Genomic DNA, 18,412 nt, shown 5'->3' on the forward strand with positions numbered 1-18,412 from the left:
AAATTTAGACCTTTTTATATTTCAATTTGTCCCTTTGTACCTGTTCAATTCCCAGAATGTCCTCTTGCTTATAGGTCAGCGCCTTATGGGTGGCATTAAGGTCCCTGCATAGTTTTCTAAGTCCTGCGGGCTCCAGGGAAGCTGCATGGTCGGTTCCTTTCCAAGTTCTGTCCTTGGTAAAATGTCTTTCAACCCAGAATGCTCCCAAGGTGTAGGCCGCATTGTCTATGGCAATACCCAAATGATGCCCGGAAAATCCAATCATTTTAACTCGATCTCCATATGTTTCATGCAATCTTTTAATCTCAAGCAAACAAACATCTTCAAATGGAACTGGATAGCCTGAAGTACAGGAGTAGATAACCAAACGGTCTTTCGCCTGATCGGTCTCCTCAAAAAACTCCACTACCTTAGCCTCTTCCTCCTTTGTGGTCATTCCAAATGAGAGATGCACTTCACCATTGTACTCGTCCCTCAATACCTTCAACATCTCAAAATTGTTGTTACACGCCGAGGGCACTTTCAACAAAGAAGGATCAATCGTAATCATTTCACGAGCCGAGGTGGTATCCCAAACCGAAGTCGAATATTCCAAGCCAATTTTTTCGCAATGCGTTTTTAATCCGCGGTGTTGTTCAACATCAAACTCCAAATACTCCCTATGTGCACCATAAGTGTCTCCATACGAATTTCTGGGATTAGGGTGTGGCGCATTGTACTGTTCTTCGGTTAACAACTCCTTGTTGTTTCGCTTTTGAAACTTTGCTACATCTGCACCGCATAATTTTGCAAGGTCCAATAATTCAATTGCTATATCAAATTCACCTTTGTGATTACAGCCAATTTCTGCTATTACCTTTGGTTTCTCGTAATTCATTATTCAGATTTTAATTTAAATTTAATTTTTTAATCATCAATTTCTCAAAGTAATCGGTACTCACCATTATTGGATCATATATTCCATTTTGTTCGGACAACGAAAGCTTTGGATATATGGAATCTTTATCAACATACTTATTAAACACAAAATACTTATAAATCAAGTCTCTATTTATTTCAATCTCAAAATTTGCATTCCTCAATACGAGTTTATATAAATCTATTTCATTAATATTTTTATTCGACCCCAAGTCGATTCGTAATTTGGTTGGGACCACTCCTTTTTGCAATTGGAAACTTACCACCTGCACATAATCCTTTCCATTGATTTTTTTTTTAATAAGGGCATCCGGACTCCATTTATTGATGTCTTTGGACAAATACATGAGACTCACTTCCTCTTCTTCGGGAATTATCACGTGCATTGCAATAAAAAGACCCTTGGAGTCATCATATTGATTTTTCATGGCCTTATCAGCACTAAATTCCGTGCAAGAAACACAAAGTAAAATTAAGGGAATAATCAATGGTATTTTAACCTCCCTAAAAACTTGCAAATTTCTATTCGTCATTAAATCCATATTTTTTAAGGGACAACGTTAAAAAGACTAAAATCAGATGTGTTTTAACCGTTTAAGTTCTAAATCCTTTTTTGAAACTATTGGGTCAAAATCACCCAATCGCCAATCAATACCAAGGAATGGGTCGTCATATTTAACCCCACCTTCGGATGCTTTATTGTAATAGTTGTCACATTTATAAAAAAAATGGGCGGTATCGCTCAACACCACAAACCCATGTGCAAAACCTCTTGGGACAAACAATTGTTTCTTGTTCTCGCTTGACAACTCAATTGACACATATTGCCCATATGTTGGAGAATCCTCACGCAAATCGACCGCCACATCCAATACGTTACCATCCAAAACACAGACAAGCTTTGCCTGGGCATGTTCTCCTTTTTGAAAATGAAGTCCTCTTAAAACTCCTTTTTTTGAATGGGATTGATTGTCCTGCACAAAAGTTACTTCTTGACCTATCGCCTCACAAAAGTTCTTATGATTAAAACTTTCAAAAAAATAGCCTCTTTCATCCTTAAAAACGTTTGGTTCAATGATAAAGCAGCCCTTAAGTTTGGTTTCAGTTACTTTCATCAATCTTCCTTATTCAAAATGCCCAATAGGTTTTTACCGTACCCACTCTTCATCAGTGGTTGTGCCAATGCCTTGAACTGTTCTTTGTCAATATACCCCATTTCAAAGGCAGCCGCCTCAATAGCCCCTATTTTTAGGCCCTGCCTCTCTTCGATGACCTCAACAAATTGTGAGGCCTGCATTAACGATTGAAAGGTTCCGGTGTCCAACCAAGCGGTACCCCTGTCTAAAATACTAACATTGAGCGTTCCCCTTTTTAAATATTCTTTGTTGACATCGGTAATTTCCAGTTCTCCCCTTGGGCTAGGTTTTATATTCTTGGCTATGGCAACTACCTCGTTATCATAAAAATAAATTCCGGGCACGGCAAAATTGGACTTGGGCACTGCAGGTTTTTCCTCAATACTGATGGCCTTTCCTTCATCATCAAACTCTACAACCCCATAGCGTTCCGGATCATGTACGCGATAGGCATAAATGACACCACCCTGTGGGTCGTTGTTAGATTGTAACAATTTGGCCAGGCCCGTACCGTAGAAAATGTTATCTCCAAGAATCAACGCCACTTTTTCACTTCCAATAAATTTTTCTCCGATGATAAATGCTTCCGCCAACCCATTCGGGGCTTCTTGAATGGCATATGAAAAGGAACATCCATACTTTTTCCCGTCTCCCATGAGTTCCTGGAACAATGGCAGGTCTTTTGGAGTGGAGATGATCAAAATTTCCCTTATCCCCGAATACATCAAAGTGGATAGGGGATAATAAATCATCGGTTTGTCATAAATGGGCATTAACTGCTTGCTCACAGAAAGGGTCAAGGGATGCAATCTGGTTCCTGAGCCTCCTGCCAAAATGATTCCTTTCATTTAAAAAATATTTATTGATATTGCGTTTTGTAGTATGTTTTATAATCTCCAGAGGTTACATGCTCCAACCATTCCCGGTTATCAAAATACCAGTCTATTGTGAGCTCAAGTCCTTCCTCGAATGTCACAGATGGTTTCCAACCAAGCTCTTTGTTGATCTTTGTGGCATCGATTGCATAGCGCAGGTCGTGCCCTGGCCGATCCTTGATAAAGGTTATCAATTGTTCCGAAGTGCCTCCCTCCCTTTTAAGTTTCTTATCCATTAAGCGGCACAACACTTTTACAAGGTCAATGTTTTTCCACTCGTTGAAACCCCCAATATTATAGGTCTCGCCATTTTTGCCTTTATGATATATCAAATCTATCGCCCTTGCATGGTCTTTTACATAAAGCCAATCACGCGTATAATTACCATCGCCATATACTGGTAGTGGGTTTTTATTTATGATATTGTTTATGAAAAGGGGTATCAACTTTTCGGGAAAATGGTTTGGTCCATAATTATTGGAACAATTGGAAATCACATACGACAGTCCGTAAGTTTCACCATATGCCCTTACGAAATGATCTGAACTTGCCTTGGACGCGGAATAAGGTGAATTGGGGCTATAAGGGGTTGTTTCGGTGAAAAAGCCAGACTCTCCCAATGTCCCGTATACTTCATCTGTGCTTATATGATAAAAGCGGAAATTTGGGTTTTCCTTCGCCAATTTTACAGAAGCATTCAATAAATTGACAGTACCCAATACGTTTGTTCGCACGAACGACAATGGATCAGAAATGGATCTATCCACATGCGATTCAGCGGCCAAATGAATTACCCCGTCAAATTTTTTATTGTGGAAAAGTTCATCAATGAAATCTGAATCAGTGATGTCACCTTTTAGAAAAGTATAATTAGGGGCATTTTCTACATCCTTTAGATTTTCAAGGTTGCCGGCATAAGTAAGAGCATCCAAGTTGAAAATTTGATAGTTAGCGTATTTGCCCACAAACTGTCTGACCACATGAGACCCAATAAAGCCTGCGCCGCCTGTAATCAATATTTTTTTGTTTTTGAATTTGTTCATTGGTATGATTTCAAAGGCCTTATGTTTGATTAAAATTGGGGGAGTCTTTAATTTAAACGATTACGCTGTTTATAGGTCTTTTTGCGAAAGTACGATATTTCCTATCCAGAACAAGGTTCACCTTGTGCGTCAAGCCGTTTTCTTTCAGAATTTGTTCTGCAAAATCATACCATGTCATGGGTTTGCCATCAGTAACATGATAGATGCCGAAAGGCTTTTCTTCATTTAGAAGGTTTTCGGTGATGAACCCGACCAAGGATTCCGTATTAGTGGGGCAGCCTATTTGTTCATCGGTAATATGAAGGTCTTGCCCTTCGGATGCTCTTTTTACAATGGTTCTGTAAAAATTATGCCCATACTTTTTACTGTAAAGCCATGAGGTCCTTAAGATGTAATACTTCTCCAATAACTCCTTGATATACTGCTCCCCTTTGAGTTTGGAATTTCCATACTCGTTGATGGGATTGGTTTCGTCTTTAATGGTATATGGACCTTTTTTCTTGCCATCAAACACATAATCGGTTGAAATATGTATTAAAACAGCTCCATTATCCTTACAAGCCTTGGCCAAATTTTTTACTCCTTCTGCATTCACTGCAAATGCAAGCCTGGGAGTCTTCTCCGCTTGTTCCACATTGGTATAGGCCGCACAGTTTATACAGTAATCATAACCCCCATTTCCCAACACTTCATCAAGGTCCTCTTTTTTGGTAATATCCAAATCCTGCGAAGTCTTAAAATCAAAATGATAACCATAAAATTTAGGTGCAAGCTCTTTTAATGTCTTACCCAATTGTCCTCCTGCTCCAGTTACAACCACCTTTTTCATTGCTAAGGATAAAACATTAATTCATTGTGTAAATGAAGTTGTAGAGAAATGAATCGGTTACCCAAAATCATAAAGATTATGGCTTTGTATAAGTCTTCAAGTACTTATTAAGTTCCAGAAGCGTCAAGACAAAAATTACAAGGGCCAACAACGCCATGGGTAGTTTAAACTTATAGCTTTTTAAAAGTCCTTTTTGCTCAACACCCCTAGTTGGAAAATCGCTGATCACGTTGATAATGGACGACTTGTTGGCCCTATCCTTGTTCAGTTCCACCAAACGTTGCTTTAAAACATCCCGCTCTTGTACCAAAGCCAATTCCCTGTTCTGGGATTCTCCGTTTTCTGCCATGTTGATACTGGTTCCTTGCATGGGCTTTTCCGCTTCTTTCACCAATACGGTACGATATAGGCTTTGTAAGGAATCTATCTCGACCAATTGCTGTCTGTAAATGGAATCCTGAAGCGCAAGGTTTTCATCGTTTATCCTCTTTTGTAGCTTAAAATACCCATTTACTGAAATGGAATTGATGATTGCAGGCTGCATTTTTTTGGCCACCCTATTATCTGTGCTGATTACGGATATCTGATGGAACCTTGCGTCCAAGGAATTGAAGTTTTTCAAATAATTCTCAAAATCTATGGTCTTGATGGTGGTGGTATCCAACTCCCTCACAAATTCATCGAACAATTTGATCTTTTGGTTCTCGTCCGAATAGGAATCCGCATAGACTTCTTTAATACTTGCCGCTTCATGTTCAGTAATGTTCAATGCCGTTGCCAAGGCCACAGAGTCATTAGCTTTCGCCAAATCGTCATAGAAAGCAATATTGTTATAGAGCTGCTGAACACTATTAAAGTTCGGCTCCACCACCATTTTGGAGATATACTTTTCGGGCAGGATAGTATCCAACACATACCCCCCAATCGCTCCAATGACCAATGCCGTCCCTATAACTATTATGTTTTTCTGAATGAACAACAAGAATAACATCAGCACATGGAAAATGCCCTTAAAAATGCTGCCAATAAAATTGAAGACCCTCTGAAAGCCCCTTCCTATCATCTGAAACAGTTGTCCCAAATCTATTTCATCCGATGTATTCTGATTTACTGGTTGGTCTGCCATACCTTATGAATTGAATATCTGTTTTAAAATCCTGTCCGTAATCAAATAGGTGGGTTTTACCCCTGTTGTTCCCAATCCGCCAGAAGCCAAGGTACTCCCTGTTTCCAAGGGATTGTCCGACGCATAATAAGCATATCTTACCTTAACATCCTTTTTAATGCTCTTTCTGATCCGGGACGCCGATTGTATCGCCTTTTGGTAGTGAACACCTTCCATTTCCAAACCGATCACGTTCCATGTGGATTCGTGAAAGAACTTGAGCACATCCTTGTTCTGCAACGATGTCCCCAACACGGTCACCATGGTACCCTCCAAAACTTTCAGTCCATTGCCTTCAAAATCGGAAGCACTCAATTCGTTGTTGAACGGATAGTTGTCCGCTGTGCCTTCAAAAATATGTGCCGATGGAATCATGAGATCGCCTTTGCCACCTTCCAATATGCCGGCCTTGCCCATGATGGACAATGAATCCACGGTCAAAAAATATTTTTCTCCATCCTCTTCCAGTGGTTTCAACAACTCATCAATGGTCTCATATGCCTGCTCCCCAAAGGCGTAGTCCATCACAAATATAACGGGTTTTTGTTCCTGTGGCATGTTTTCGGGCAATTCATAGCAACACGTGTCCTTGCCAAATTTTGCCGTATCAAAAATTTGAATGTCAATATTGGTTCCCGATTTATCATCCATAAAGATCATCCCGTTCTTTTCTGCAACGTTCTTTACCTTTTCATTGAGCTTCTTGTTCTTTTCCGAACTTAAGGCCTCATAAATCTTTAGGGAATTACTTTCAGGAAACTCCTTAGCCAATGCTTTTTTTGCAAAAAGGGAATTCATGACACTGTGCATGTTGGCGCTGATGATATGCAATGGTCTTTCCAGCAGGCCCTTTTCCTTAAGGGTCTGTTTGATGGTTTGGGCCCATTTCTCGCCATGGAGGTGGTGTCCCAAACGCTCCCTCAACAAAGGACTGAAAGTGATGGTCCTTTTATTGCCCGTGGTTTCCTCTTCAAGGGCCAATTTGCCTAACCAATAGATCACGTTCAGGAACCGATCCGGATCTTCAGGGGTTTTGAGCTTGTTCTGTATATCCCCGACCTCATCAAAGGTCCTGCCCAAAATATTGGCGGCATGAATCAAGGCGACTTCCCGATCATCATCATTCTTTTCCTCACTCAAGACAAACTCTGTAAGCTTGTCCCAATCCCGAATGGTGGCACTACCACCATCCACAAGGACCCTTTTGCATATTTTCCCGGATTCGATGAACAAAAAGGTAAGGTGGGTAAGGATGTCGTAAATATCACTGCGGCCCCGGGTAATCTCGATGTTCATCTGTTCATCATCAATGCGATAACAGTTTCTGCGCCGTTTGGGAGGAACGATGGCCTTTAAATGGGATTTGGAAAATCCCTCGTCTGAAGTCAAATTGATAAACCGGCATTCTTCAATGCCTTCCGGTAGTCGTTCCAACACATAAATCAGTCCGTTGAGTTCTGCCTTATCCTCGGCAATGGTCCCATAAATTTCGGGGCGTAACAATAAAAGTGCACTCCTTAGGGCATTACCTGATACGCCGGAAGGTTTGTAAAAACCCCTGTTGAGCAAATGCCTCATGGTGATGTACAATCGCTCAATAGCATTGGTGGACTCCTGTGCCCTGGTGGTCTGTTTTACTTCTGTTGCTATCATTACTTCTTGGCAAAAATAAATGAATTCCTACGAAAGTACGGTGGTTCCGGCTCAACTAATTTTGAAGGCTCCCAAACCATCGGCTACTTTACGGTCGTTGGAGAGGCGCTGTACCTTGTTCTGGCCGCCCAGTTTGCCCAGGTTCTTCATATAATCCTGAAAGCCACCTGGTTTGATCATTGTAATCTTTAAGGGTTGAAGGATATTCCCGGCAATGAGATCATAATAGTAGCTGTTCTGCTTTTTCATGCTCTCTTCCATGATCCTTGAAAATTGGGGCATGTCCGAAGGCTTTCTTTCAAATTCTATGAACCACTCGTGATAGGGGAGTTCCCCGTTCTCTGGACTGGTCTGCGGAGCTACCGTGAATTCGTTCACCAAGGCATCGGTCCCATCCACGGCCAGCTTAAGGGCTTCTTCCACTTCTTTGGCAATCACATGTTCCCCAAAAGCAGAAATAAAATGTTTGATCCTCCCTGAAACCATGATCTTATAAGGGTCCCTGGAAATAAACCGAACGGTATCTCCAATGTTGTAGGCCCACAGTCCAGCATTGGTGGAGATGATCATGGCATAGTCCACATTAAGCTCCACTTCGGAAATGGTCAGCCTTTTCGGGCTTTCATTGAAAAATTCATCAGCCTTGATGAATTCGTAAAAAATGCCTGAATCCAACAAAAGGAGCATCCCTTTTTCCCTTTGGGAATCTTGGTACGCAAAAAATCCTTCGCTGGCAGGGAACAGTTCAATGCTGTCTACTTTTCTCCCGATCAAATTCTCGAACTTGGCCCGATAGGGTTCGTAGTTCACCCCACCATAAATGAACAGTTGGAATTCCTTAAAAAGCTCCCCCACCTTTTTGCCTGACTTGGTATGGAGCTTTTCAAAATACATCTGTACCCAAGAGGGAATCCCCGCAATCACGGTCATGTTTTCCTTTTCGGTCTCCTCAACGATCTTGTCCACTTTGGTTTCCCAGTCCTCAATGCAGTTGGTTTCCCAACTGGGTAAACGGTTCTTTTGCAGATAATTGGGGACATAATGGGCCGAAATTCCGGAAAGCCTTCCAAATTTGATGCTTCCCTTTTCTTCCAGTTCGGGGCTCCCTTGTAAAAAGATCATCTTGCCATCTACAAAATCGGCATGGCCGGTTTCGTGAATGTAATTGAGAATGGCATTGCGAGATGCCTCTACCTGGTGCTTGATGGATTCTTTGGTAATGGGAATATACTTGGCCCCAGAAGTAGTCCCAGAGGTTTTTGCAAAATAAAGGGGTTTTCCAGGCCAAAGGACATCATGGGCACCCTCGATTATCTTGTTTACATAATCCTTGATCTCTTCATAGTCACGGATGGGCACCCGTTGCACAAAATCGTCATGGGAATGGATACTTACAAAATCATGGTCCTTTCCAAATTGTGTCTTTTGGGCCGTTGCAATCAATCCCCTAAAAACTTTGTTCTGGGTCTGTACAGGATTATCTACCCATTTTTTAGTCTTTTGGGCTATCCTATTGGCGAAAATTTTTGCAGCAAATGCTTTTAACGACATTTAATTAAAATCCATATAGTTTTGGGGGTCCACGGGTTTGCCTTTTCTCCAGAGTTCAAAATGCAAATGTGGCCCGGTGGTGAGTTCTCCAGTGTTCCCGATAGATGCTACCACTTCACCTGCCTTTACCTGATCCCCCTGGGACTTGGTCAACGACCCGTTGTGCTTGTAGACTGAGGTAAAACCTTCTTGGTGCTCTATGATGATCACATATCCCGTATCCGAGGTCCATTCGGCAAAGAGTACCGTGCCATCCGCAATGGATTTTACCGGCGTATCCTTGGGAGCCACAAGATCAACGGCGAAATGTTTGGTCTTGGGGTCAAATCCTTGGGATAAAGTTCCAGAAATCGGAGCAAAAAGCAAGGTTCCCAAATTCTCCACGTTTCTTTCAAACAGGTTGTATTTGTCCTCCAGTTCCACTTCTTCGCGCAACAATAAATCTTCACGAATGGGTGTAAGATCTACCGATGCCGGATCTAACTTGTATTTTTCAAAAAGGGAATCGCGGTTTTGTTGGTTATTTTCCACATCGCCCCGCAACACTTTTCGGACATTGTCCAAATACCGGTTGGTATAATTAAGAACGGTTACCAAGGAATCTGTTTTATAGGTAAGTTCCGTGGCCTCTCGCTTTAGTTTAGTGGAAGAGTACCCTGGGATGTATTCTCGCAATGGGGTAAAGGCAATGATCAGGGTGGTCAGTCCGATCAGCACAATGATGAACAAGGTTCCGGTAACAAAAACATTGAGCCTGCTGAGCTTGAACGATATCTTTTCCTCAAAAGTACTTTCATTGAGAATGACCAAGCGGTACTTGTGTAACAACTTTCGTCTTATCTCTTTTCTTTTCTTCTGCTCCTTTGCCATAATGAACAAAGATAATCTTAGATTTTAATATTGATGTTAAGCTTTTTAAAAAGCCCACGTAATTACAACTCGCTCTAAATGATAACAATTGCTAATTTTCGTTAATTCATCGCGCTCTTCCAGTTCTTTTTACTACTTTTATCCTTCAATTAAAGGTTTTGATGTTATGATTGCTCAAACTATATTTCTTGGAATGATTGGAGCTCCTCAAATTATTCTTATTGTTGTAGTGGTGCTCTTGCTTTTCGGAGGCAAGAAAATCCCAGAACTTATGAGAGGACTTGGTAGTGGTATTAAAGAGTTCAAGGACGCTTCTAAACAAGACGAAAAATTAGACGGAGGAAGCAAGGAGTCAAACTCCTAACGCCTACCCTATCATGGATTTTGTGACGGAATAGGCCTTTTATACAAAGGGCTTATCGACAAAGAACCACATTTTTGATTCGTACACGCCACAAATCCATCCTTTCACAACAAAAAGTTATTAGCCCCTCTACCTTGTTCTATTTTAGCGGTTCAAACTAAACGTTAAGCCCTCTATGCTTAACCTCCAAATGGCCTAGTGGCTATTTGTGCAGATGGAGTGGTAATGAAAAGACTGATTTTGCCTCTTATTTTATTGTTGTCGATTGGGATGAAGTCCCAAGAGGTGTCCCTATTGCATTTTGATGGGGAAATCTCCGACAATTCCAAGCAGAATCGCACAGAATCTACCGCCCCTGATGAATCCCTAAAACATTTGGATGGTCTGAGCGACAAAAAACTTTCCCAATATGTTCGGAAAGAAGGTATTACGGAAAGGCTCATCGAAAAAGGGGATGACTATTTTAACAAGATGTGGTATGCCGAAGCGGCAAGAATCTATGACATTGTCCTTGAAAAAAGCGAGGCGAAACATACCTTGGAACTCCTTTCCAAAGCAGGCGATTCCCATTACTACAGCGGGAATATGGAAAAATCCTATAAATGGTACAACGAGCTGTACCAATTGTATACCGACGATATTCCTGAGGAAACTTTTTTTAAATACACCCAAACCTTAAAAGGTACGGGGAAATACCGTAGGGCCGCTGCCCTTACCAAGTTGTTCCGGCAAAAAAGGGATGAGCCCCTGAATGAATTGGAAACCGTAAGACCTTTGACATGGAAAGGTGCCACTTCGGTCAAGATCAAGAACATGGAAATCAATTCCAAGTATTCGGATTTCTCTCCCATGTTCCACAACGGTTCCGAAATCGTATATGCATCCGCCAAGGACTCTTCTTTTTTGACCACTAGACGCTACAGATGGACCAACCAACCCTTTTTGGATCTTTACGTAGCAAAAACCAAGAACGAGGAGGGCGACCTTTTCGGGTCTAGAAAATTCTCAAAAAAAATAAACACGAAGTACCACGAGGCTTCCATGGCCTTCTCACCAGATCAAAAGACCATCTATTTTACCAGGAACAATTATGGTAAAAGGCTAAAACGTGGCCAAAATGGGATCAACCATTTAAAAATATACCGTTCCCACTTCATCAATGGCGAATGGACGGAGGCGGAGGAACTGCCCTTCAACAGTGACGATTTTTCCACCGGCCACCCCACCATCAGTCCGGATGGCCATAAAATGTATTTTGTTTCGGACAGGCCGGGCGGTTTTGGACAAACCGATATTTATGTTGTCGACATTATGGAAAATGGCGGCTTTTCCGAGCCTGAAAACTTAGGAAGGTCCGTGAACACCAGTGCCAAGGAAATGTTCCCATACATCACCAATAATGCCCTTTATTTTTCTTCCAACCGTCCCATGAGTCTTGGTGGGTTGGATGTATACAAATCGGATTATTCCAATGGGGTGTTCAGTGTAGGCATCAATTTGGGCGAGCCCATCAACAGCAGCCGGGACGATTTCTCCTATATTATTGATGCTTCCGGTGAAAAAGGCTACTTCGCTTCCAACAGAAAAGGAGGAAAGGGGGATGACGATATTTATTCCTTCCATTATACCCTTAACTTAAATGCGGTTTCCGGTTCTGTACAGGATGCTGCAACAGGAGAGATGATGGATGGAGCCAAAGTGTCCTTATTGGACAAAGACGGTCAGTTACTGGCCGAAACTACTACGGACGACTCGGGAAGCTACACCTTTAAAAACTTAGATCCCCTATCTGAATATGGTGTAAAAGCACAACAAAAGGGTTATTTTGACGATCTAGTTCCGTTCAGAACGAAAGAAAATGTAGACATAGCGGTATCACAGCATCTGAAAAAAATTGAAAAAATCATGGGCGGGGAAAAGGCCAAAAAGCCTTTTGAACCCAACGCCGTGCATTTTGCTTTTGATAGCTACAAAATTGGGCCCAAAGCCGCTGAAGAGCTTGATAAACTGGTGGCCGCGTTGAAAGAAAACCAAGACCTGGCCCTCAAGATAGAATCCCATACCGATGCCGTGGGGAGTAATGCTTACAACAAATACCTTTCGGACAGAAGGGCAAAGGCCACACGTGACTATATCGTCTCGCAAGGCATAGACCCTTCCAGAATACTGAGTGCCATTGGCTACGGGGAAGAGCGGTTGCTGAACGATTGCTCGGATGGCAAACATTGCCCGCCGGATATGCAGCGGTTGAATAGAAGATCGGAATTTATTCTGGTTTCCAAATAAAAGTACAAAAGCCCCGAAGATTTCGGGGCTTTTTCTTTGGGCTTTATACCGTGTGATGCATTTCGTCGATTTTTTGTCCCGTCCAACCGTTCACCACAATATGCATTTCATCGATCAAAGAAATGGGTTTGCAGATGTTCAAGTCGCCTTGGTTGTTTTCACCCCTGTTTTACGACCATTTGTCCTGATGTTTTCTCCTCCACCTTGCAAAGTCAAATCTTTGTCATGTCTTTAAATCTTAAAATCTGACTTATGAAGAGACTTTTACTTGTTAAGGAAATTTATTTAGAAGGGTTCCGCAACTTGGGACACATTATCATTGAAAAATATTTTAAGGTATTTGCCTGGTTTAGCTTTGTTATGTTCTTTATTGTGCTTTACGCCTTTGTGTACAGGATCGCTACCGGCTTTGCCTTCGATTAACTAACTCCACTAAAAGCATTTAAAGAACAGAAAAGCCCAGTGAGTACTGGGCTTTTTTGATTTCTGTTTTTTTTGAGGGTCCTAGTCCGCTGGGGCCTGAGGGTCAAAATTCACAGTCTTAAGAATCGCCTCCAACTCGAACATATAGTCCCGCTTTTCGGTGGAAGGGGCAAAGGTGAAACCCTCCAATATCATTTTTCTGTTGTGCTCTTTATCATTAATGATATAGGTCAGAAATGGTCCTGCCATGGGATACCCATGTATTTCCCAAACGCCTTTTACCTCGGCCGCTTTCTTCCCACCTATTTCCGCAGGAAAAACATATGGAGCAAATGCCTTTTCGGTAATCATATAGGTATTCTCATAAGGTCCGGGAATGTATTTTTCTCCTATGGAATCGCGCATCCGAACAATATCCTGTACAAAAGTGGAATCATTCTCAAAACTGTCCCATGGCATACTGTACGCAATTATATTCATGGTCCCCTTGGGGATTTGAATGTCCATCCACACAAAGTTCTTTTCCCTCTTGCCCACCTTATAAAGCGAAGGCACATTCATTGTGATGCCAAACTCTTCTTCCAAGGCCTTGTCCTTACTCAATGAGCGGCTAAAGCGTTTTTGCGCTTCGGCCAGTTCAACGGCCTTAAACTCCTTGATGGCCCTTGGCGCCAATGAATCGAGATTCTTGATCATGATCTCTTCCGTAGGACCTGTGATCACGGCCACTTTTTGGGGCTTGGAATAGGCGTCCGTGCTAATATGTGCCAAGACAGTGGAATCTTTCTCCACATACAGGATAGATCGGGAATAGGTTGTGGTCCCCTTGAACACCTTGGGAGGCAATTGGGTTATGGTGAACAAGGGTTCTATTTGGGGCAGCCCTATGATCTGTGCCGCAAATTCATCGCGAATCTTATCACCCACTGGGCCCTTCCAGAGCTCGGTATCCATAACCACCATCAAGGAGTTCACGGGTCCCGTGGAGGGTGGGAGAAATCTTTTGTTGGAACCTGAATCGTTACAGGCTCCCAATGCCAATACAATACTGGCAACGAGTAGTGTTCCTAATTTTTTCATCTTGTGTTAAATTTACGAAGAACAATCGCACAATTTAAGTTTTGTGCCCGGTTTTAGGTTATTCCCACTAAGACCGTTCCATTCTCGTAAATTTTCCACAGAAACACCTGGATATTTTCTAGAAATTGTCCAAAGGGAGTCTCCTTGTTGGACCGTGTGTACCTTGGAGCCACTAGCTACCGTTCCAGAGGAACTGGAAGTGTTGCTCTTTGTGCTGGTGTTACTGGCAATATAGGGCTTTCTAGGGAAAATGGTCAACCGTTGCCCAACCCTCAGGTTATTGCTCCGTAGACCGTTCCACTGCTTAATCTGGCTAACCCCAACACCATATCGCTCTGCAATCTTTCCGAGATAATCCCCGCTTTTCACTTTGTAACGGATCTGATCATTGGCCGTAATCATCTGCGGAAGTGGCTTTTCCATGGAGTCCAGTTCCTGTTTTACATAGGCATAGATCTGCTCCTCATTGGCCACGAACTTACCGATTTTGCTCTTCGGCAATCGTAGGGCATAATTTTTTCCCTCTACTTTTGGAATGATGTTTAGTTTATAAGAGGGGTTCAACATTTCCAATTCCTCAGTGCTGATGTCCACCAGCTTCGAGATTTGATCGAACGAAATCATGTTCTTCACCTGTACCGTATCCGTTTCAAAATAGGGCCGGTCCGCCTTTTTGTAATGAAGGCCGTGTTCTTCCGCATATTCGAAAATGTACATGGTGGCCAAGAACGCGGGAAGATATCCTGCGGTTTCACGTGGAAGAAAAGGTCTGATGTTCCAATAGTTCTCATAACCGCCGGAACGTCGGATGGCCTTGTTCACATTTCCTGGGCCAGAGTTATAGGCCGCAAGGGCCAAGTCCCAATCATTAAAAATCTCATACAGTTTGGCCAAATACTTGCTTGCCGCTTCCGTGGCCATAATGGGATCATGGCGTTCATCCACATAACTGCTTACATCCAGCCCGTACATTTTACCGGTGCCGTACATAAACTGCCAAAGGCCTTTGGCCCCCACCCTTGATCTTGCCTTTGGGTTGAGGGCAGATTCGATGATTGCCAAATATTTGATTTCAAGAGGAAGGTCGTGTTTGTCCAATTCCTCTTCGAACAACGGAAAGTAAAACTGACTGGCCGTAATCATACGTTGCATCAAATCCCTTCTTCTGGTCAAAAACGATTTGATAACACTTTCCAAAGAGGGATTGTAGGTAATGTTGAACGGTGTTTTTTCGTTCATCCGTGCCAAACGCGCCTTTAGGGTATCCGTGGGAAGGTCCACCATGACGATCGAATCCTGTCCAGGGCCATTTTCCACTTCCAAAAGCATATCGCTGAACAAACTGGCACTGCTATGGAGTTCCCTCAGCCAAAGGCTGTCATACTTGCGGGCCTCCTCCAAATCCTGTAATTGAAACTTTCCATTTTCCTTTTTTTCCAAAGCAACAAATTCCCCATCGATCTTCATGTCGGACATTTGTATGGCCGGGGTTTCTTCAACGGAAAGCAAAACGGAATCCTGCTCCGCTGGTGGTGTGGAATCCACTTGTTGGGCCACCATAAACGGTGCTGCGGAAAGTAGCGCTGCGCATACAGCTATTTTCAATTTTTGGTTCATTTGGACAGGGTTTGATTTTTGGGGCAAACGAAAATGGTGTTTTTTTCTGAAAAAATAAAATTCCTTAACAAAAACACCATGTTAAAAACCTTCCCCAATAACTCATAACGTGCGAGTTAGTCCAATATTGCAGCAATACCCGGAAGGGTTCTGCCCTCCAGGCTCTCCAACATGGCACCACCACCTGTGGACACATAACTTACTTTGTCCTCAAAGCCGAATTGCTTCACGGCCGCCACGGAATCCCCGCCTCCAACAAGGGAGAAAGCGCCCTTTTGCGTGGCTTCATCTATGTAGTTGCCTATGGCAATGGTGCCATTGGCGAAATTTTCCATTTCAAAAACCCCTACCGGACCGTTCCAAAGGATGGTCTTGGAGGCTAAAATCACTTGTTTGAAAATTTCCAGGGTTTTGGGTCCTGCATCCAACCCTTGCCATCCATCAGGGATTTTGTCCACATCCACAAATTTGGTATTGGCGTTGTTGTCAAAAGCATCGGCCGCCAAAACATCAACAGGTAGGTATACTTTTACGTTTTTGGCATCGGCCTGTTTCAAAATATCAAGGGCCAATTCCATTTTGTCGTCCTCGCAGATAGAATCTCCCACCTTACCGCCGTGTGCCTTAACGAAGGTGTATGTCATTCCCCCACCGATGATAAGGTTATCGACCTTGTCCAAAATATTTTCAATGATGGTGATTTTCGAAGAAACCTTAGATCCTCCCAAAATGGCCGTCACGGGTTTTTCTCCGGTTTCCATCACCTTGTCGATAGCCTTGATCTCTTTGGCCAACAAATACCCGAAGCATTTATGGTCTGGGAAGAACTTGGCCACAATGGTAGTGGAGGCATGGGCCCTATGTGCTGTTCCAAAAGCATCGTTCACATAGATGTCGCCCAATTTGGCCAATTCCTTTGAAAAAGCCTCGTCACCTGCTTCTTCCTCATTATGAAAACGAAGGTTTTCCAATAGAAGGACTTCCCCATCCTGAAGGTTTTCCACGGCTTCCTCTGCCACTGGACCTACGCAGTCCTTGGCAAATTTTACCTGCACTCCAATAATCTCGGAAACCGTCTCACAAATATGGGAAAGTGACATATCCGGGTTTACTTTTCCATTGGGACGCCCCAAGTGACTCATCAAAACGGCGGAACCCCCGTCTTCCAAAACTTTTAGAATGGTTGGTTTTGCCGCTTCGATCCTACTGGTGTCGGTCACGTTGAAATTGCCATCTAACGGCACGTTGAAATCCACACGGATCAATGCTTTTTTTCCTTCAAAATTGAAATCGTCTATCGTCTTCATGTAATGTGTTCTTTTTAAGCGTCTCAAAAGTAAAGATTTCCTGCTTTTTGGATTGGAAGGTTTCGTTATATTTTTGGGCTTTTTCATAAAAACCTGTGAAATCCAACACCCTTAAATACCGTATCTTTGAAATATGCTTTTTAAAAACGTTTTAGGACTCGAGCATATCAAAAACCATTTGGTGACCACCGCAGAAACCGGAAGGGTGGCCCATGCGCAACTTTTTGTGGGTCCCGAAGGTTCCGGCATTTTGCCCATGGCTCTGGCCTATGCCCAATATTTACTTTGCAACAATACCGGGGCCGAAAACGAGGGCGGGAACCCGGTGTGCAATACCAAATGTGCTTCGCTTACGCATCCCGACCTGCATTTTGCCTTTCCTGTTTCCAATTCGGACAAGATAAAATCCCATGCCGTGAGCGACCATTTTTTGGAGGAATGGCGACAATTTGTAAAAGAACAGCCGTATGGCAATTTGTTTGACTGGTACCGACACATCGGAATTGAAAAAAAACAGGGACAAATAGGTGTGGACGAGGCCCAGGATGTGGTCAAAAAGCTATCCCTGAAATCCTACGAGGGCGGGTATAAAGTGCTCATCATTTGGATGGCCGAAAAAATGAATATTTCCGCAGCCAATAAATTGTTGAAGTTGATAGAAGAGCCGCCCAACAAAACCGTTTTGTTGCTATTGGCGGAAGAAGAGGAACAGATTATCAACACCATTCGATCCCGTTGCCAAATCCTTCATTTTCCTCCGTTGGCGGAGCAAGTAATAACGGATGGGTTGGTCCAACGTGGTGTAGGTGCCGCAGAGGCCCACACCATTGCACAAGAAGCCAATGGAAATTTCAACAAGGCCTTGGACCTGTTAAACAAGGATTCCGAAGATCTGGTGTTCGAACGTTGGTTTGTACAATGGGTCCGGAGTGCCTTCAAGGCGAAAGGGAACAAAGGAGCTGTTCAAGAGTTGATTTTATGGAGCGATGAAGTGGCCAAAACAGGCCGAGAGGTACAGAAGCAATTCTTGAACTATTGCCTAACCATGATGCGACAGGCCCTCCTGTTGAATTATAAAGCCGATGAACTGGTCTATACCAAGATTCATGTGCAGGGTTTTGATTTGGGAAAATTTGCGCCTTTTGTCCACGAAAACAATATTTTGGATATCGTGGAAGAGTTGGAAAGGGCCATTTTCCACGTGGAACGCAACGGAAACTCGAAACTCATTTTTACAGATCTATCGATAAAACTGACTCGGCTCTTGCACGCCAAGGCCGCATAAATACCTCTGA

The 18,412-nt window shown here is 42.9% G+C and carries 17 protein-coding genes; 4 read left to right on the plus strand and 13 right to left on the minus strand.

Annotated features, from left to right (window positions below; genetic code table 11):
• Positions 1-4: 4 nt before the first annotated feature.
• The 10 genes from D2V05_RS09685 to D2V05_RS09730 form a co-directional block, all read right to left on the minus strand.
• A complete protein-coding gene (locus D2V05_RS09685) occupies positions 5-877 on the minus strand; it encodes an N-acetylneuraminate synthase family protein (RefSeq protein ID WP_119647385.1) in 873 nt (290 codons plus the stop codon).
• A gap of 10 nt (positions 878-887) precedes the next feature.
• The gene (locus D2V05_RS09690) at positions 888-1,451 is read right to left on the minus strand and encodes a hypothetical protein (RefSeq protein WP_147378264.1); all 564 of its coding nucleotides are present in this window, start codon (positions 1,449-1,451) and stop codon (positions 888-890) included.
• A 42-nt stretch (positions 1,452-1,493) separates the two neighbouring features.
• The gene (gene rfbC / locus D2V05_RS09695; protein ID WP_119647387.1) at positions 1,494-2,033 is read right to left on the minus strand and encodes a dTDP-4-dehydrorhamnose 3,5-epimerase; all 540 of its coding nucleotides are present in this window, start codon (positions 2,031-2,033) and stop codon (positions 1,494-1,496) included.
• A complete protein-coding gene (gene rfbA, locus D2V05_RS09700) occupies positions 2,033-2,902 on the minus strand; it encodes a glucose-1-phosphate thymidylyltransferase RfbA (RefSeq protein WP_119647388.1) in 870 nt (289 codons plus the stop codon). Before rfbA ends, rfbC begins: the two co-directional genes overlap by 1 nt.
• 11 nt (positions 2,903-2,913) lie before the next feature.
• On the minus strand, positions 2,914-3,972 hold the full coding sequence (gene rfbB / locus D2V05_RS09705; RefSeq protein ID WP_119647389.1) for a dTDP-glucose 4,6-dehydratase: 1,059 nt from the start codon (positions 3,970-3,972) through the stop codon (positions 2,914-2,916).
• 52 nt (positions 3,973-4,024) lie between these two features.
• The gene (gene rfbD, locus D2V05_RS09710; protein ID WP_119647390.1) at positions 4,025-4,801 is read right to left on the minus strand and encodes a dTDP-4-dehydrorhamnose reductase; all 777 of its coding nucleotides are present in this window, start codon (positions 4,799-4,801) and stop codon (positions 4,025-4,027) included.
• A gap of 76 nt (positions 4,802-4,877) precedes the next feature.
• Positions 4,878-5,927, minus strand: a complete 1,050-nt coding sequence (locus D2V05_RS09715) for a hypothetical protein (RefSeq protein WP_119647391.1) — start codon at positions 5,925-5,927, stop codon at positions 4,878-4,880.
• Positions 5,928-5,930: 3 nt separating this feature from the next.
• A complete protein-coding gene (locus D2V05_RS09720; protein WP_119647392.1) occupies positions 5,931-7,619 on the minus strand; it encodes a DUF6909 family protein in 1,689 nt (562 codons plus the stop codon).
• Between the two features lie 51 nt (positions 7,620-7,670).
• Positions 7,671-9,170 (minus strand): GH3 auxin-responsive promoter family protein, encoded by a 1,500-nt coding sequence (locus tag D2V05_RS09725; protein WP_119647393.1) that lies wholly within the window; start codon positions 9,168-9,170, stop codon positions 7,671-7,673.
• Positions 9,171-10,040 carry a M23 family metallopeptidase gene (locus D2V05_RS09730; RefSeq protein ID WP_119647394.1) on the minus strand — a complete coding sequence of 290 codons (870 nt, stop codon included), beginning with the start codon at positions 10,038-10,040 and terminating at the stop codon, positions 9,171-9,173.
• A 166-nt stretch (positions 10,041-10,206) separates the two neighbouring features.
• Between D2V05_RS09730 and tatA the strand changes: the two genes are divergently transcribed.
• The 3 genes from tatA (at position 10,207) to D2V05_RS19680 (ending at position 13,113) form a co-directional block, all read left to right on the plus strand.
• Complete coding sequence (tatA, locus tag D2V05_RS09735) at positions 10,207-10,404, plus strand: twin-arginine translocase TatA/TatE family subunit (protein WP_119647395.1); 198 nt, start codon at positions 10,207-10,209, stop codon at positions 10,402-10,404.
• A 225-nt stretch (positions 10,405-10,629) separates the two neighbouring features.
• The gene (locus D2V05_RS09740) at positions 10,630-12,690 is read left to right on the plus strand and encodes an OmpA family protein (RefSeq protein ID WP_119647396.1); all 2,061 of its coding nucleotides are present in this window, start codon (positions 10,630-10,632) and stop codon (positions 12,688-12,690) included.
• Positions 12,691-12,942: 252 nt separating this feature from the next.
• Positions 12,943-13,113: a DUF6747 family protein gene (locus D2V05_RS19680; RefSeq protein WP_183114816.1), complete on the plus strand. Its 171-nt coding sequence runs from the start codon at positions 12,943-12,945 to the stop codon at positions 13,111-13,113.
• An 81-nt stretch (positions 13,114-13,194) separates the two neighbouring features.
• Here D2V05_RS19680 and D2V05_RS09745 read toward each other — a convergent pair whose 3' ends face one another.
• From D2V05_RS09745 to D2V05_RS09755, 3 genes are all read right to left on the minus strand, one after another.
• On the minus strand, positions 13,195-14,193 hold the full coding sequence (locus tag D2V05_RS09745) for a DUF4837 family protein (RefSeq protein WP_119647397.1): 999 nt from the start codon (positions 14,191-14,193) through the stop codon (positions 13,195-13,197).
• Between the two features lie 12 nt (positions 14,194-14,205).
• The gene (locus tag D2V05_RS09750; RefSeq protein WP_119647398.1) at positions 14,206-15,810 is read right to left on the minus strand and encodes a lytic transglycosylase domain-containing protein; all 1,605 of its coding nucleotides are present in this window, start codon (positions 15,808-15,810) and stop codon (positions 14,206-14,208) included.
• Positions 15,811-15,926: 116 nt separating this feature from the next.
• Entirely contained in the window at positions 15,927-17,117 is a 1,191-nt protein-coding gene (locus tag D2V05_RS09755; RefSeq protein WP_119647399.1) for a phosphoglycerate kinase, read from the minus strand.
• Between the two features lie 133 nt (positions 17,118-17,250).
• On the opposite strand from D2V05_RS09755, the gene D2V05_RS09760 reads away from it, so the two are divergent.
• Positions 17,251-18,402 carry a DNA polymerase III subunit gene (locus D2V05_RS09760; RefSeq protein ID WP_119647400.1) on the plus strand — a complete coding sequence of 384 codons (1,152 nt, stop codon included), beginning with the start codon at positions 17,251-17,253 and terminating at the stop codon, positions 18,400-18,402.
• Positions 18,403-18,412: the final 10 nt, after the last annotated feature.

This window comes from Flagellimonas pelagia (genome assembly GCF_003584135.1).
GTDB lineage: Bacteria > Bacteroidota > Bacteroidia > Flavobacteriales > Flavobacteriaceae > Flagellimonas > Flagellimonas pelagia.

Bases quoted from the DNA above. Each gene is read 5' to 3' on its own strand.
- D2V05_RS09685 (WP_119647385.1), bottom strand. From the start codon at position 877: ATGAATTACGAGAAACCAAAGGTAATAGCAGAAATTGGCTGTAATCAC.
- D2V05_RS09690 (WP_147378264.1), bottom strand. From the start codon at position 1,451: ATGACGAATAGAAATTTGCAAGTTTTTAGGGAGGTTAAAATACCATTG.
- rfbC (WP_119647387.1), bottom strand. From the start codon at position 2,033: ATGAAAGTAACTGAAACCAAACTTAAGGGCTGCTTTATCATTGAACCA.
- rfbA (WP_119647388.1), bottom strand. From the start codon at position 2,902: ATGAAAGGAATCATTTTGGCAGGAGGCTCAGGAACCAGATTGCATCCC.
- rfbB (WP_119647389.1), bottom strand. From the start codon at position 3,972: ATGAACAAATTCAAAAACAAAAAAATATTGATTACAGGCGGCGCAGGC.
- rfbD (WP_119647390.1), bottom strand. From the start codon at position 4,801: ATGAAAAAGGTGGTTGTAACTGGAGCAGGAGGACAATTGGGTAAGACA.
- D2V05_RS09715 (WP_119647391.1), bottom strand. From the start codon at position 5,927: ATGGCAGACCAACCAGTAAATCAGAATACATCGGATGAAATAGATTTG.
- D2V05_RS09720 (WP_119647392.1), bottom strand. From the start codon at position 7,619: ATGATAGCAACAGAAGTAAAACAGACCACCAGGGCACAGGAGTCCACC.
- D2V05_RS09725 (WP_119647393.1), bottom strand. From the start codon at position 9,170: ATGTCGTTAAAAGCATTTGCTGCAAAAATTTTCGCCAATAGGATAGCC.
- D2V05_RS09730 (WP_119647394.1), bottom strand. From the start codon at position 10,040: ATGGCAAAGGAGCAGAAGAAAAGAAAAGAGATAAGACGAAAGTTGTTA.
- tatA (WP_119647395.1), top strand. From the start codon at position 10,207: ATGATTGCTCAAACTATATTTCTTGGAATGATTGGAGCTCCTCAAATT.
- D2V05_RS09740 (WP_119647396.1), top strand. From the start codon at position 10,630: ATGAAAAGACTGATTTTGCCTCTTATTTTATTGTTGTCGATTGGGATG.
- D2V05_RS19680 (WP_183114816.1), top strand. From the start codon at position 12,943: ATGAAGAGACTTTTACTTGTTAAGGAAATTTATTTAGAAGGGTTCCGC.
- D2V05_RS09745 (WP_119647397.1), bottom strand. From the start codon at position 14,193: ATGAAAAAATTAGGAACACTACTCGTTGCCAGTATTGTATTGGCATTG.
- D2V05_RS09750 (WP_119647398.1), bottom strand. From the start codon at position 15,810: ATGAACCAAAAATTGAAAATAGCTGTATGCGCAGCGCTACTTTCCGCA.
- D2V05_RS09755 (WP_119647399.1), bottom strand. From the start codon at position 17,117: ATGAAGACGATAGACGATTTCAATTTTGAAGGAAAAAAAGCATTGATC.
- D2V05_RS09760 (WP_119647400.1), top strand. From the start codon at position 17,251: ATGCTTTTTAAAAACGTTTTAGGACTCGAGCATATCAAAAACCATTTG.